Origin of the sequence: Limnobaculum parvum (assembly GCF_003096015.2) — a bacterium.
GTDB classification, from domain to species: Bacteria; Pseudomonadota; Gammaproteobacteria; order Enterobacterales; family Enterobacteriaceae; genus Limnobaculum; species Limnobaculum parvum.
The window spans coordinates 2064254-2079194 of record NZ_CP029185.2 but is presented as its reverse complement, the minus strand read 5'-3'; the positions used below and the strand labels follow the sequence as shown (position 1 = coordinate 2079194).

At 46.1% G+C, this 14941-nt stretch carries 16 protein-coding genes and 1 other annotated feature; of the genes, 2 read left to right on the top strand and 14 right to left on the bottom strand.

What is annotated here, in order from left to right; genetic code table 11:
• Window positions 1-530: 530 nt before the first annotated feature.
• The 8 genes from hisIE to hisG are packed head-to-tail and all read right to left on the bottom strand — an operon-like array spanning window position 531 to window position 7571.
• On the bottom strand, window positions 531-1142 hold the full coding sequence (gene hisIE / locus HYN51_RS08630) for a bifunctional phosphoribosyl-AMP cyclohydrolase/phosphoribosyl-ATP diphosphatase HisIE (RefSeq protein WP_108899663.1): 612 nt from the start codon (window positions 1140-1142) through the stop codon (window positions 531-533).
• Complete coding sequence (gene hisF / locus HYN51_RS08625) at window positions 1136-1912, bottom strand: imidazole glycerol phosphate synthase subunit HisF (RefSeq protein WP_108899662.1); 777 nt, start codon at window positions 1910-1912, stop codon at window positions 1136-1138. Before hisF ends, hisIE begins: the two co-directional genes overlap by 7 nt.
• On the bottom strand, window positions 1894-2631 hold the full coding sequence (hisA, locus tag HYN51_RS08620) for a 1-(5-phosphoribosyl)-5-[(5-phosphoribosylamino)methylideneamino]imidazole-4-carboxamide isomerase (RefSeq protein WP_108899661.1): 738 nt from the start codon (window positions 2629-2631) through the stop codon (window positions 1894-1896). Before hisA ends, hisF begins: the two co-directional genes overlap by 19 nt.
• A 5-nt stretch (window positions 2632-2636) precedes the next feature.
• Window positions 2637-3224 carry an imidazole glycerol phosphate synthase subunit HisH gene (gene hisH / locus HYN51_RS08615; RefSeq protein ID WP_108899660.1) on the bottom strand — a complete coding sequence of 196 codons (588 nt, stop codon included), beginning with the start codon at window positions 3222-3224 and terminating at the stop codon, window positions 2637-2639.
• The gene (hisB, locus tag HYN51_RS08610; protein WP_108899659.1) at window positions 3224-4291 is read right to left on the bottom strand and encodes a bifunctional histidinol-phosphatase/imidazoleglycerol-phosphate dehydratase HisB; all 1068 of its coding nucleotides are present in this window, start codon (window positions 4289-4291) and stop codon (window positions 3224-3226) included. Before hisB ends, hisH begins: the two co-directional genes overlap by 1 nt.
• A 14-nt stretch (window positions 4292-4305) precedes the next feature.
• A complete protein-coding gene (hisC, locus tag HYN51_RS08605) occupies window positions 4306-5361 on the bottom strand; it encodes a histidinol-phosphate transaminase (protein WP_108899658.1) in 1056 nt (351 codons plus the stop codon).
• On the bottom strand, window positions 5362-6666 hold the full coding sequence (gene hisD, locus HYN51_RS08600) for a histidinol dehydrogenase (RefSeq protein ID WP_108899657.1): 1305 nt from the start codon (window positions 6664-6666) through the stop codon (window positions 5362-5364).
• 5 nt (window positions 6667-6671) lie between these two features.
• Window positions 6672-7571, bottom strand: coding sequence for an ATP phosphoribosyltransferase (gene hisG / locus HYN51_RS08595; protein WP_108899656.1), 900 nt, complete (start codon window positions 7569-7571; stop codon window positions 6672-6674).
• Between the two features lie 46 nt (window positions 7572-7617).
• Window positions 7618-7743: a sequence feature (His leader region), on the bottom strand.
• Between the two features lie 275 nt (window positions 7744-8018).
• Here hisG and HYN51_RS08590 point away from each other — a divergent pair.
• A complete protein-coding gene (locus HYN51_RS08590) occupies window positions 8019-8846 on the top strand; it encodes an SDR family oxidoreductase (RefSeq protein WP_108899655.1) in 828 nt (275 codons plus the stop codon).
• 107 nt (window positions 8847-8953) lie between these two features.
• Here HYN51_RS08590 and artM read toward each other — a convergent pair whose 3' ends face one another.
• The 5 genes from artM to HYN51_RS08565 all read right to left on the bottom strand — a co-directional run bounded on the left by artM (window position 8954) and on the right by HYN51_RS08565 (window position 12677).
• The gene (gene artM / locus HYN51_RS08585; RefSeq protein WP_108899654.1) at window positions 8954-9619 is read right to left on the bottom strand and encodes an arginine ABC transporter permease ArtM; all 666 of its coding nucleotides are present in this window, start codon (window positions 9617-9619) and stop codon (window positions 8954-8956) included.
• Window positions 9619-10323: an arginine ABC transporter permease ArtQ gene (artQ, locus tag HYN51_RS08580; RefSeq protein ID WP_108899653.1), complete on the bottom strand. Its 705-nt coding sequence runs from the start codon at window positions 10321-10323 to the stop codon at window positions 9619-9621. Before artQ ends, artM begins: the two co-directional genes overlap by 1 nt.
• A gap of 11 nt (window positions 10324-10334) precedes the next feature.
• Window positions 10335-11066, bottom strand: coding sequence for an arginine ABC transporter substrate-binding protein (artJ, locus tag HYN51_RS08575; protein ID WP_108899652.1), 732 nt, complete (start codon window positions 11064-11066; stop codon window positions 10335-10337).
• A gap of 19 nt (window positions 11067-11085) precedes the next feature.
• Window positions 11086-11814 (bottom strand): arginine ABC transporter ATP-binding protein ArtP, encoded by a 729-nt coding sequence (artP, locus tag HYN51_RS08570; RefSeq protein ID WP_108902004.1) that lies wholly within the window; start codon window positions 11812-11814, stop codon window positions 11086-11088.
• Between the two features lie 272 nt (window positions 11815-12086).
• Entirely contained in the window at window positions 12087-12677 is a 591-nt protein-coding gene (locus tag HYN51_RS08565) for a phosphatase PAP2 family protein (protein WP_108899651.1), read from the bottom strand.
• A gap of 393 nt (window positions 12678-13070) precedes the next feature.
• On the opposite strand from HYN51_RS08565, the gene nikR reads away from it, so the two are divergent.
• Entirely contained in the window at window positions 13071-13520 is a 450-nt protein-coding gene (gene nikR, locus HYN51_RS08560; protein WP_192878388.1) for a nickel-responsive transcriptional regulator NikR, read from the top strand.
• 74 nt (window positions 13521-13594) lie between these two features.
• Here the strand turns inward: nikR and yqhD are convergent, their stop codons facing one another.
• Window positions 13595-14752, bottom strand: coding sequence for an alcohol dehydrogenase (yqhD, locus tag HYN51_RS08555; protein WP_108899649.1), 1158 nt, complete (start codon window positions 14750-14752; stop codon window positions 13595-13597).
• Window positions 14753-14941 lie beyond the last annotated feature (189 nt).

The following is a 14941-nucleotide window of genomic DNA, read 5'->3' as shown; positions in this document are numbered from 1 at the left end:
CTTATAAATCATGTAGATTCTATTTTTTGATGGTGTGTTTTTTAATTAATTAAATTTAATATTTTAAATATTCTTTAAAATCAATTGGTAATGTATTTTTTTTGAGTTTTTTGTTAAAAGCAAAGGCGGGGGGTGTTGTTCATTATCTGTTGTTTTATAATGATATTAATTTATTTTTACATCATATTACATTTGGATTAGATGATTATATTGAAACGTAAGATTGCTGAAAGTATGTTTTTACAATCACGGAATTATTTCAGATATATAGTTGTCACATTATTTGGATTTTTAAATCCATCTATCCATATAAATATAAAGGGAATTGTTTTATGTCGCCTGTATTAGTCATCTTGTCGTTGCGGCTACATTTAAAACGTCTTTTCGCGTGTAAAAATTAGGTGATGAAAAATATAAATTTTTCTGGCGATGAGGATAAAAGGAAAGGATAGATAATCTTCTAGATACTGAATAACTGATTGAAGAGAAAAGCAATATCCGGCCAGCATCCTTTCTGGCCAGACGATGGACTACTTATGTCTTTCCCGCAGCCGGTTAATAACTGAACTCAAATTCAAATCCTGATCCTGCAGCAGAACCAGCAAGTGATAAATCAAATCGGACGCTTCATTGGTCAATTCTTCACGGTCGTTGACCGTTGCTGCGAGGGCCGTTTCAACGCCTTCTTCACCTACTTTCTGAGCAATGCGTTTAGTTCCACTGGCATACAGTTTGGCGGTATATGAGGTCGCTGGGTCAGCGTGTTTACGGGAAGCCAGCAACTGTTCTAACTGATATAGAAATGTCCACTCGGTTTCTGCGGGAGCAAAACAACTGCGGGTACCGTTATGGCAGGTGGGGCCAACCGGACTCGCTAGAATCAGCAGGCTATCGTTATCACAGTCTGGCGTTATGCTAACAACATCTAGGAAGTTGCCGGAGCTTTCTCCTTTAGTCCATAAGCGTTGTTTAGTGCGGGAGAAAAATGTGACTTTACCGCTCTGTTCGGTGGCATGTAAGGCTTCCAGATTCATATAACCTAACATCAGAACTTCACCGGAAACCGCATGCTGGACAATCGCTGGCAGCATGCCGTCGACTTTTTCCCAATCCAACTGGTTGTGTTGCTGTTGCGTTAACATGTTCTGATCTCCACTTGGTTATCGGCAAGATAACGTTTTAAATCGCCGATATTAATAATTTGCTTATGGAACACGGATGCGGCTAAAGCGCCATCAACGTTGGCGACGTTAAAGGCATCAAGGAAATGCTCCATTGTTCCCGCTCCGCCAGAGGCGATAAGCGGAACCTTACAGACGTGACGTACCAGTTTCAGCTGTTTTAGATCATAGCCGTTACGAACACCGTCCTGATTCATCATATTTAGCACAATTTCACCGGCTCCGCGCTTTTGTACTTCCTGTACCCAATCCAGCGTGTTCCAGGCGGTAGCTTTGGTGCGGGTTTCATCGCCGGTAAATTGATAAACCTGATAGCTTTCCTGCTCGGCGTTATACCAAGTATCAATACCTACCACGATGCACTGTACGCCAAAGCGATCCGCGAGTTGAGAGATCAAGGATGGATTCGCTAATGCTGGCGAGTTAATGGAGATCTTGTCCGCGCCAAACGACAGGATTTGACCTGCATCCTCAATACTTTTAATGCCTCCGGCAACACAGAAGGGGATATCGATCACTTCTGCGACTTTCGAAACCCAGCTTTTGTCTACGACGCGACCATCGGAAGAGGCGGTAATATCATAGAACACCAGCTCGTCTGCACCTTCTTCAGCATAGCGTTTAGCCAGTGGCACAATGTCACCAATAATCTCATGGTTGCGAAACTGTACCCCTTTAACCACCTGACCATCACGAACGTCCAGACAGGGTATTATCCGTTTTGCCAACATGAAATGGCCTCCTCTACGTTAAATTTACCGTCCAGCAGGGCGCGGCCTACAATGACACCTTTTACTCCGCTGGTACGTAAGGCCGCAATATCATTTAGGCTGCCAATACCGCCGGATGCCTGAAATGCAATGTCTGGATAACGCTGGCTAATTTCACAATACAAGTTGACATTGGAACCTGACAACGTGCCGTCACGAGAAATATCGGTACAGAGTACGTGCTTTAAGCCATAAGGCAGATAGCGCTCCACCACCTGTTCCAGCGTTTGGCTGGAGTTTTCCTGCCAGCCGCTAATGGCAACATTTTTATTACCGTTATCATCAATTCGTACATCGAGTGCCAGCACCAACGCATCGGCACCAAACCGCGTAAACCATTGTTCTACCGTTTCTGGCTGGCGCACGGCGGTGGAGCCGATGACGACTCGGCTGGCACCGGCATTGATTAAATCGGTGACGTCTTGTTCTGTGCGAATACCGCCGCCAATCTGAACCGGAACGGAGACGCCTGCTAACAGTTTACGCAATAAAGGTAGCTGACGCGCTTTTGGATCTTTCGCACCGGTTAGATCAACCAGATGCAACACCTGAGCACCTTGTTGCTGATATTGCTGTAAACGCGGCAGCGGTTCGTTGCCGTAGTCGCGCTGTTGTCCATAGTCCCCCTGATGCAGGCGTACGACGCTGCCGTCAATCAGGTCTAATGCGGGAATAATCATCGCTGTTACATCTCCAGAAAGTTTTTCAGCAGTTGTGCGCCAGCCTGACCAGAACGTTCTGGATGAAACTGTACACCGAAGAAGTTGTCTTGCTGTACCGCGGCGGTAAAGGGTTCGCCGTAGGTAGTGTGCGCGATAGTCGCTGAACATACGGGCATAGCGTATCCATGTACGAAATAGAAGTAAGCGCCATCCTCGATGCCGCGAAACAGATGATGGCCTGCCAGTGGGCTAACATTATTCCATCCCATGTGAGGGAGCGGCAGGTCGTGCGCTTTCATCTGCTTGATCGGCGCGTCAATAATGCCCAGCGTATCTATTGAGCCTTCTTCACTGTTTTTAGCCAGAAGCTGCATACCGAGGCAAATTCCCAAAACCGGTTGAGTACAGGCTTTGATTAATGGGATTAACTTACGCTCATTAAGTATCTTCATGGCCGCTGAGGCGGAACCGACACCGGGAAGAAATAGTTTATCCGAGCGCAATACAATATCAGGATCGCGGCTCACCACGGGGTCATAACCCAGACGCTTAACGGCATAAGCCACGGAGGCCAAATTGGCACAACCGGTATCTAAAATCACCACTTCCATTAAAGCACTCCTTTTGAACTGGGCAGGGTATTACCCTCCACGCGGATTGCTTGACGCAGGGTACGACCAAAGACTTTAAACAGGCTTTCTACTCGGTGGTGATCGTTTTTACCTTTGGTTTTGAGATGTAACGTGACCGCCATGGAATAAGCGAGTGAGTGGAAAAAGTGTTCCACCATCTCCGTGCTCATGTCGCCCACGCGTTGATGGGTAAATTCGGCTTTGTACTCAAGAAAAGGGCGACCGGAAATATCCAGTGCACAGCGCGCCAGGCACTCATCCATTGGCAGTGTAAAACCGAAGCGGTCAATACCGCGTTTATTACCCAGCGCCTTTTTAAGTGCTTCACCCAGAGCCAGACCGGTATCTTCAATAGTGTGGTGATCGTCAATAAACAGATCGCCTTTCACATTGATATTCATGCGAAAACCGCCGTGGGTAACAATCTGGTCCAGCATATGGTCAAAGAAACCAATGCCGGTATGAATTTTGCTGCCGCCTTCGCGGTCCAGCCACACCTCTACATCAATGGCGGTTTCTTTAGTGGTACGAATAACATGAGCGTGGCGGTCTGACTGGGTTAGCTGTTCAACGATCTGGTTCCAACCCAAGGTATCGCGTTGGTAACGAATACCTTGAATGCCCATATTTTTAGCCAACTGAATGTCGGTTTCCCGATCGCCAATGACCCAAGAGTTGTCATAATCCATCACCGCTTTATGCATATAGGCCGCGACCATTTTAGTTTTAGGTTTGCGGCAGTCGCACTTGTCTGCGGGCATGTGTGGGCAGATGAGGGTTTCTTTAAAGCAGATACCTTGAGAGGTGAGGATCTGCATCATCAGGTTATGTGGCGGATCGAAATCTTCTTGCGGAAAACGGCTGGTTCCCAGTCCATCTTGATTGGTGATCATCACCAGTTCATAACCCGCATTCTGCAACTTCAGTAGGGCGGAGATGACCTGTGGCTCTAGTGCCAGTTTATCTAACCTATCTACTTGAAAATCTTCAGGTGGTTCAGCGATGATAGTACCGTCGCGGTCAATAAACAGATATTTTTGGCTCATGGCGGCTGTTTTCCTTAAAAGTTTTTCAACGCGTCGGTGACGGCATCGCATTCACGCTGGGTACCAATAGAGATGCGTAGGCATCCTTTCAGTCCGGGCTGTTTGTTTTGGTCTCTGAGTATAATTCCTTTATCCCAAAGTGCTTTAAATGCCTTGTCTGAATCCGTCAGGTTAAAGAGCAGATAGTTGGTTTCACTAGGATAAACTTGAGTTACGCAGGCGCATTTCGCTAGCGTTAGTGCCAATTGACTGCGGCGGGCGTTGAGTTCCGCCACGCGCTTACGCATGGTGGAAATACCGGTTTCACTCAGTGCCTGTGCGGCGATGTCTGCTACCGGTGTGGATAATGGATAAGGGGCAATCACTTTTAGCAGCAGATTGATAATCTCTTCGCTGGCGAGGGTAAAGCCGCAGCGCAAACCGGCTAGCGCAAAGGCTTTAGACAGGGTGCGTAGCACCACCAGATTAGGATACTGGCGAAGCCAACTTACCACGCTGGCCTCAGGACAAAACTCAATATAGGCTTCATCCACCACGACCAATGCTCGCTCGGCAGTCATTGCCAGAAGTTCACGAATATCATCCGGATTGATCAGGTTACCGGTTGGATTGTTTGGGCTGCAAACGTACACCAGCTTTACGCCTTCGAGCGTAGCGGCAATGGCGGGTAAATCCAACTGCCAGTCAGCTTTGCTGGCAACGGTACGGCGTTCAACACCGAGGGTTTCTGCGCTCACGCTATACATGCCATAAGTTGGTGGGCAGTAGAGCACGGCATCTTTGCCCGGTTCACAGAATGCTCGCATCAGTAATTCAATCCCTTCATCAGCACCACGGCTAACGATGACTTGTTCTGGTTTTACGCCAGCATAAGTAGCATAGCGTTGAACCACCTGAACCGGTTGGCATTCTGGATAGCGGTTCAGGTTTTGCTGTGTGAGTTGATAATGGGTGGCTTCCGGATACTCATTGGCATTCAGCCAAACGTCACCGTTACCGCCAATACGGCGGGCCGATTGGTAAGGCGTTAATTTTCTTACATTATCGCGGGCTAATTGTTCAATACTCATTTACGCCTCTGGATTCAGTTGTTTTAGTTTGGCGACGCGTAAAGAGACCGCCTGTTTGTGGGCGGTCAACTGCTCTGCCTGTGCCAGCGTTTCAATCGTAGGTGCTAGCGCCATAAAACCCTGCTGTGTTAATTGCTGCACCGTCATACGCTTTTGAAAATCAGCTAAACCTAAACTGGAACTGGTTGCTGTGTAACCATAGGTCGGCAATACATGGTTAGTTCCGGAAGCATAATCTCCAGCGGATTCCGGCGACCAGTCGCCTAGGAATACGGAGCCGGCATTGGTAATTCTCTCCACCAGTGCTTCAGGATCGCGAGTCTGAATGATCAGGTGCTCAGGTCCATACTGGTTACTGATATCAAGACACTGATCCAGATCTTTTGTCACAATTAAGCGGCTTTCCGCCAATGCCTGACGGGCAATATCTTGCCGTGACAATGTGATTAATTGTTTCTCTAGTTCTTCAGAGACTGCTTGAGCAATGTCGCTGTCTGGGGTGAGTAAAATGACTTGGGAGTCTGGCCCGTGTTCTGCCTGTGACAGCAAATCGGAAGCAATAAAAGCAGGGGTAGAACCACTGTCAGCAATCACCAGAACTTCAGAAGGACCGGCTGGCATATCGATGGCGGCACCACCAATGATCTGACTCACCTGACGTTTGGCTTCGGTTACATAGGCGTTACCTGGCCCGAATATTTTATCCACTTTAGGTACGGTTTCGCTGCCAAATGCCATGGCGGCAATCGCCTGAGCACCGCCCAGTTGAAAAACGTTTTGAATACCGCATAGCTTTGCCGCATAAAGAATTTCATCGGCAATGGGGGGAGGGGAACAAAGTACGACTTCTTTGCAACCCGCCAAGCGAGAAGGAATGCCTAACATCAATACCGTTGAAGGAAGTGGTGCCGTGCCGCCCGGAATATACAGTCCGACGGATTTAATCGGGCGGGTAACCTGTTGGCAACGTACACCAGGCTGAGTTTCGATATCCACTGTCGGCAATATTTGTGCCCTGTGGAAGGTTTCAATATTGCGCGCGGCAATGGCCATCGCCTGTTTGATTTCATCTCCCAGACGTTCAGAAGCGGCGTTGATTTCCTGCTCGGTGATACGTAGGCTGGCGGTTTGCACTTTATCAAATCTGGCATTGAGCAGGATAAGTGCTCGGTCACCGCCAGCTTTCACCTGTTCGATGATTTCGCTGACGGCGGCGCTAATACGGTCAGAAGCATTTACCGCCGGGCGGGAAAGGAGTTCCTGTTGCTGTTGCTTATTGCATTGTTCCCAGTAGGTCAGTTGCATGGCGGTTACTCCATCATTTTTTCGATTGGTAACACCAGAATTGAGCTGGCACCGAGTTTTTTCAGACTTTCCATGGTTTCCCAGAACAGCGTCTCGCTACTTACCATGTGCATTGCCACGCGGTTTTTATCACCGGCAAGCGGCAGAATGGTTGGGCGTTCGGCTCCAGGTAGCAGGGCTACAATCTCTTCCAAACGGTCATTAGGGGCGTGCAGCATGATGTATTTGGATTCTCTGGCTTGAATCACCCCTTGCATTCGGGTTAGCAGCTTATTGATCAGTTCTTGTTTATCGTCGGATATTTCACCATCACGCTGGATCAGCATTGCTTTAGAACGATAGATAACTTCCACTTCGCGCAGGCCGTTTGCTTCCAGTGTTGCTCCGGTAGAGACTAAATCGCAGATGGCATCGGCTAAGCCTGCTCGGGGGGCAACTTCTACGGAACCGTTTAACAGACAGGATTTAAAACGAACTTTTTGTTCGTCCAGATAGCGTTTTAACAGGTGAGGATAAGAGGTCGCGATACGGCTATTTTGTAAACATTGTGGACCGGTATATTCAGCATCTAGCGGCATGGCGATAGAGAGGCGGCATCCACCAAAATCAAGGCGGCGTAGGGTAGTATAGCGAGGATCTTCTCCCTGAGCACGGCGGCTTAACAGTTCTTCTTCCAGTACGTTTTCACCGATAATACCGAGGTCTACCACACCGTCCATAACCAAACCAGGAATATCGTCATCACGTACGCGAAGAATATCGATGGGCATGTTTTCTGCGAAAGCGATCAGGCGCTGTTGTTGGAGGTTTATTTTGATACCACAGCTGGCGAACAGTTTCTGAGATTCATCACTTAAACGACCTGATTTCTGCATAGCTATTCGTAAACGGCTTTTATCTAACATGGTGATCCTCTTCTTTCTCTAATAAATTCTTGTTAAATCGTGAGCATTAAAAAAGCCCTCGGAAGGATTCTTCCGAGGGCTTTCTCTAACATTCTATTCGCCACTGGAAGATCCGTTGATCGTCTTCCAGCACCAAGCGTCTGAAGACTAATCAGGATGATGGTGATGATGATGGCTAAACAGAACGTTATTCATAATATTTTGCGCCTTGAATCAGATAATTTATTGGTGTCGCTAACAAGTAACCTACCCATAGTTTAACAAAATGGCAACTACTTTTTTAAATAATTATGCAGAATATAGGATAGGTAAGAAAACCAAGTGAAACGAGATCTACTAAATTCCGATCTATGACCGAATTAAACCGGTATGGACCTCGGTTTTAGCTTATATTATATACCATTACTCCAATAAACCGCGTCATATATATCTACAGGTAAAATGCAGATGAAGAAGGTTTCCATCATTGGTTTAGGCTGGCTAGGAATGCCGCTGGCACTTTCACTGGCAGGAGAGGGATATACTGTCGCAGGCAGTAAAACCACATTGGATGGGGTTGAGGCGGCCCGGATGTCGGGAGTTGATGCTTATCCTTTAGTGATGACGCCTTCACCTGAATGCGACGCAGAAGATTGGGAGCAACTGCTGAACTGTGATGTGCTAATCATTACGTTACCGGCCAGTCGAGAGCCTGAACGGGCGGAGATCTACCGTCAGTCGGTACAGCTTTTGGTGGATAGTGCGCTGAGCAAGCAAATAACCCGTATTATCTTTATCAGCTCAACTTCAGTCTATGGGCCAGGGGACGGGGAAATCACCGAAGAATCAGCACTGAAGCCTGAGCGTGTCTCTGGTAGTGCTCTGGTAAGTATAGAGAACTGGCTACATGATTTACCTCACCTCAAGGTGGATATTCTGCGTCTGGCGGGTTTGGTAGGGCCGGATCGCCATCCGGGGCGCTTCCTTTCCGGTAAGCAAGAATTGCCAGAAGGAAATTGCGGCGTAAATCTGGTTCACCAAGAAGATGCGGTTGCTGCGATTCAGCTCTTGCTGAGACAGCCACAGGGTGGGCATGTCTATAATTTGTGTGCGCCACTGCATCCACGTAAGCAGGATTATTATCCACAGATGGCGGAAAAATTAGGTATAGCACTACCGCAGTTTACGCCAACGGACCGCACAACTTTGGGACGAGTTATCAACGGACAAAAGATATGTCGTGAGTTAGGATTTGAATATCGTTTTGAAGATCCGGCGTTGATGCCGTTGTTGTAGCTGAGTCACTCGTCCTAATATAGATTGACGCGTTGAGAGTTTTAAAACGCCTGATGTACCTCATCAGGCGTTTTGTATTTTAACTCGATGTGTATATCTGAAGTTAATCAACGATGTTCAAACACCAGCGCTTTCTTCTCTACTAAGCGCATCATCAACGTGAGTAAACCGTTAACACACAGGTAGATAATACCGGCAGCGCCATACACCATCACATCGTAGGTTCGGCCATACATCAGTTGGCTATAGCCCATCACTTCCAGTAGCGTAATGGTATAGGCTAGAGAAGTACTCTTAAATACCAGCACCACTTCGTTGGAATAGGAAGACAGAGCCCGTTTAAAAGCATAAGGCAGCAGAATACGCAGGGTTTGAGCTTTAGACATGCCCAATGCCGCGCAAGATTGCCACTGCCCGGATGGAATGGCCCGCACGGCACCGTGAAATAGTAACGTTGAGTAAGCGGCACTGTTTAAAGCCAGCGCAATCATTGCACATAGCCAAGGCTCTGACAGCAACTGCCACAAGAGAGGAAATTTCTTGATGCTTTCAAATTGGCCTGGGCCGTAGTAAATCAGAAATATCTGTACCAGCAATGGGGTGCCGGTAAATAGTGTGATATACCCTTTAACTACCCAATAAATTACCGGGGTTTTTAGCGTTAGTACCACGGTAAACAGAATAGCCAGAATCAGCGCGACAATCAGCGAAACAATCGTCAGCGTCAGGCTGGTATGTAACCCCTGTAGTATATCCGGTAGATACTGAAACATTAGGATGCCTCCCGTTCAAAGCGGGTAGTACGTCGCTCAATCAGGGAGAGAATATGCTGACTGATCAGGGTAATGGCTAAATAGACTAGGGCGGCGATCATAAACCAAGTGAATGGCTCCTGAGTACGGATAGCTATATTTTTGGTTTGCAGCATCAGATCATTGACGCTAATCAGTGAAACCAGCGCAGTGTCTTTTAGCAGAACCAGCCACTGATTGCCTAAACCCGGTAGGGCATGACGCCACATTTGCGGCATGATCAGACGAAAGAAAATGGCACTTTTACTGATGCCTAGCGCCTGACCCGATTCCCATTGCCCTCGAGGAACGGCCTTTAATGCACCGCGCAGGGTTTGTGAACCATAGGCCGCATACAGTAATGAAAGGGCAATTACACCGCACAGGAATGGACTAACATCAAAGTTTTCAATATCTAACTGAATAGTAACGCCCAGCAGCGTGAAACCATCCGCGAGAGTCATCAATAACTGTGATGAACCAAAATAGATAAACAACACCACCAGAATTTCAGGTAGACCGCGCAGGATCATAACGATACCTGTGGCGATATAGCTAAGCAATTTCAGGCGAGATGACTCCCATACGGCAAAAAACATGGCTAATACCAGGCCTAATGCCAGAGAGCATACTGCCAGACCGACGGTCATACCGGCGGCGCTGGCTAACGGGAGAATTTCATTCATTATGTGTCAGATTACTTCTGGAACCATTTGTTATAGATAGTCTGATAGGTACCATCTTTCTTGATTTTATCTAGCGCGGCATTCAACTTGTCGCGTAGGTCGGTATTCTTCTGATTTACTGCAATGGCAAAACCAGTACCAAAGTAAGTATTATCGGTCACTTTGTCACCAACGCTGGCTAAATCATCATTCTTTTTCAGCCATTCAGCCACCACCGCAGTATCGCCAAAGACAGCATTAATACGTCCACTTTTTAGGTCAAGAATGGCATTTTGGTAACTGTCATAGGCAACAGGCGTGATTTCGGTATGCTTTTCCAGTAGATATTTCTGGTGAGTAGTACCGTTCTGCATTCCAACTTTTTGCCCTTTCAGCGCAGCTAGATCGGCTACTTTGCCTTTGATGGCAATAAACTGAGCGGAGTTATCATAGTAAGTGTTGGTGAAAGCAACCTGCTCCAAGCGCTCAGGCGTCACGTCCATTGCAGCAATTGCCGCATCAAAACGACGGAATTTCAGGCCGGGAACCAGACTATCAAAACCTTGGTTGGCGAAAGTACATTCGGCCTGAACCTCTTTACACAGGGCATTGGCTAGATCGATATCAAATCCTTGAATCTGATTTTTTGCATCAACAAACTCAAACGGAGGATAGGATGCTTCAGTAGCAAAGCGAATTTTTTCTGCTGCGGCGACAGAAAGGCTAAAACTTGCCAGTAGAGTGGCGACCAGTAATTTTTTCATATCCAGACTCCAGAGAGACTTAATGGGAGAGATAACCTGCAAACTCTTTGGTTTGCGGGTGAATAAATGCATCCGCCGTGCCGTATTCCACGACATGGCCTTGTTCCATATAGACCACCCGACTGGCAGTCTTTTTAGCAAATTCCACTTCATGGGTCACAATCACCTGAGTAATACCGGTATCGGACAGCTCACGAATGATATTTACCACCTGAGCGGTAATTTCAGGATCCAGCGCTGCGGTTGGTTCGTCAAATAACAATATTTGAGGTTCCATCATTAACGCTCTGGCAATGGCTACGCGCTGTTGCTGACCACCGGAAAGATGCAATGGGAAACGAGTACTGAACTCCTGCAAACGCAAGCGAGCGAGTAATTTCTCAGCTCGACCGATCGCCGCTTCTTTAGACAGGCCTAAAACTCTGCAAGGCGCTTCAATCAGATTCTGCATGACGGTCAGATGTGGCCACAGATTATATTGTTGAAATACCATGCCTACATTACGACGTAATTCGCGAATGGCACTTTCTGATGGTGGCTGACTAAAATCAAAGTGATTACCGGCGATGGAAAGCTGCCCGGAAACCGGCATTTCCAACAGGTTTAATACTCTAATTAGTGAGCTTTTACCGGCCCCGCTGGGGCCAAGTAACACTAAGGTTTCCCCGCTTGGGCAGTCTAGTGTGATGTCAAACAGCGCCTGATGGCTACCGTAGAAACAGTTTATCGCTTTTAAATGAATACTCATGCGCCAATACTGAATAGTAATTAATGTGTTAATGGTAACGTTGACCGGGTATGGATGCAATCAAAGCCGCATAATATTTGCAACGACTTCGCCATTAATGAAAAGCATAATGAGCTGGTAACCGCCCATTTACCGGCAAATGTTGCAACTTTAGTTTAGGTCATGTTTAAAAACGGTACAAAAGAAGATGATAAATAGAAGGACGACGTGAGGGGAAGAAATAAGCGATTGGCTGCCTTTGGCAGCCAATCGGTGTTGCTTAACGATATCAACTATAGAATAGCGCAGTAAACCTCATAGGCTGCCCAGCCCAAGACTGCACCCGCAGGTAAGTCAATAATATAGTGCTGTTTGGTAAACATACAGGAAAGGGCAATCAGAATAGGGAATAGAAAGACCCAAGGCCCAAGAGTGCTGTATGCCAGCAGCGCGGTTAACGTTGCAACAGACACGTGCATACTTGGAAAACAGTTAGATGAGTCATCAAATTTTTGTACAAACAGCAGGAATTTTTCAGACCAGCTTTTACCCGTGTTCATGCTGCGCCAGTGAGATGGTGTTGATACTGGGAATAGCATAAAGAATGCCATCTGCATAACCAGAAGAACGATATAGCTGAAAACAATCATGATGAAGTGACGGGAATCTTCCACAATCCAATTGATATACAGAATTGCCGGATAATAGAGAAAACTGTAAATCCATGACCAAGATGGCCAGAACGGGATTTTCTCATCAATAGCGGAACTAAACTCACGAATTTTAGTAATCGTATGACGTTGGGTAAAAAAGTAGAACTGATAGACACCAACAATAAGAATGCCACTTAAAATAAGATTGATAATGTAATCGATAGGACTCATTGGGTTATTCCCTTAACTGATCTAATATTTGATTTTGTTGCTATATTGGTCTGATTAATAATAAAAGTCGATATTATATAAATAGAAGCAACTTGTGTATCTGAAAGGCAGCATATTTGGCGATTATCGCAACATAATTTGTATCAAGCTATCAAAATATTTCAGATTTACAGACAGTTAACATAATTAGCTTTGAAACTAAATGCGTATTTCTTTGATTCTAAAAAAAGATCGTTATTTTCTGAATGGCTATTTATTTAATTAGAAAGACATTGTTATTTATAGTGATTATCTAATATAGGCGTGCGTTGGTAAACGTGGTCAATCTCGACGCATCAGGACTTTCCCGTTATGATGATTTCAATATCTGATTGATACCTTTGGAGAACGGTGATGCAGCGTATAACGATTTCTATTGACGATGACCTAATGGAAGAGATAGATAACATTATCAAGCAGAAAAACTATCAGAACCGTTCGGAAGCCATCCGGGATTTAACACGTACCGGCATTCAGAATTCCTCACTTGTGGTTGAAGGTAATCCTCCTTGCGTAGCGGCGTTGGTTTATGTTTATGACCATGAGTCTCGTGAACTGTCTAAACGATTGACCCGTACTTTTCATGAGCAGCATGACTTAACGTTAGCCAGCCTGCATGTTCATCTCGATCACGGTAGCTGTATGGAAGTCTCCATGCTGAAAGGTGATGCGGAGCGAGTGGGGCAACTGGCAGAGCAGGTCATTACGGAGCGAGGGGTAAGGTATGGCAAATTGGTGATGGTGCCGGATAATAGCGGTGGGCATGTTCATCATCATGACGATGAGCATTCTCATCATGATTGATTGAGATTTTCGTTATAAAAAACAAGCCCGGATAATTATCCGGGCTTGTTGCATATTGAACTAATAAAAGCCAATTAACGTGCAGATTCGTAAATTTTTTGACTATCGGCTAAGGTGATATCGCGGTGTTCACCAAGTTGGGTCATTCCGTGTTCTTTTAGTTTTTCGATCAGTGCAGGAATTGAGCTACCATCTAATTGATAGTCAGACAGGCGCGTTGGTGATCCCATTTGCTGGAAGAAGTTTTCGGTGGCTTTAATCGCTGCCTCGATACGTTGATCTTCAGTACCCGTATCAATGTTCCATACGCGTTCTGCATATTGCAGCAGCTTTTCCCTCTTTTGCGTTTTCTTGGCGCGCATAATAGCAGGCAAAATAATGGCCAGTGTTTGAGCATGGTCCAGCCCGTGCATGGCGGTTAATTCATGGCCTAGCATATGCGTCGCCCAGTCCTGTGGGACACCGGCACCGATTAAACCATTTAATGCCATAGTGGCACACCACATGATATTTGCCCGAACGGCATAGTTTTCAGGTTCTTTTAACGCTTTAGGACCTTCTTCTACCAACGTTAGTAACAAGCCTTCAGCGAAACGATCCTGCACTTTGGCATCAACTGGATAAGTGAGGTATTGCTCCATCGTATGGATGAAAGCATCAATAACCCCGTTGGCAATCTGGCGTGGAGGTAGAGTATAGGTGGTGACCGGGTCTAGGATAGCAAATTGAGGCATAACAAACGGAGACATAAACGCTTGCTTATCACCTGTTTCACGACGGCTAATCACTGCGCCATCATTCATTTCTGAGCCAGTGGCCGGTAAGGTCAGCACTGAACCGATTGGCAGCGCTTTAGTGACTTTATGCCCGCGGCTGGTGACGATTTCCCAAGTTTCACCAACATAATCAACAGCAGCGGCAATAAATTTGGTGCCATCCAACACGGAACCACCACCAACGGCGAGTAGGAAATTGATCTTATTGTCACGCACCATTTCCACGGCTTGCATCAGCGTTTCATAAGTTGGGTTAGGTTCAATACCGCCAAATTCAAACAGGGTATATCCCTTCAGGGCATGATGGACCTGATCTAAAACGCCGTTGCGTTTAATACTGCCGCCACCGTAGGTAATCAATACCCGAGCATCCGCAGGAATAACCGTTGGGAGTTGAGCTATCTGACCCTGACCAAACAAAACTTTTGTAGCAAGATGAAGGTTGAAATTATTCATAGTGATAGATCCTGACGGTAACATGATGGATAAGAAACAATAACTTTTTTGTTTCAGAAAAACTTACAATAGTCTTTATTAACATTAACATAAAACCGATAAAAAAATTGGTCTTTTTAAGGTAGGTGAATAATTTATCGATAAAGATAAGCTATTGAATAAATTGTTTTTTATCATAATTATCTTAAC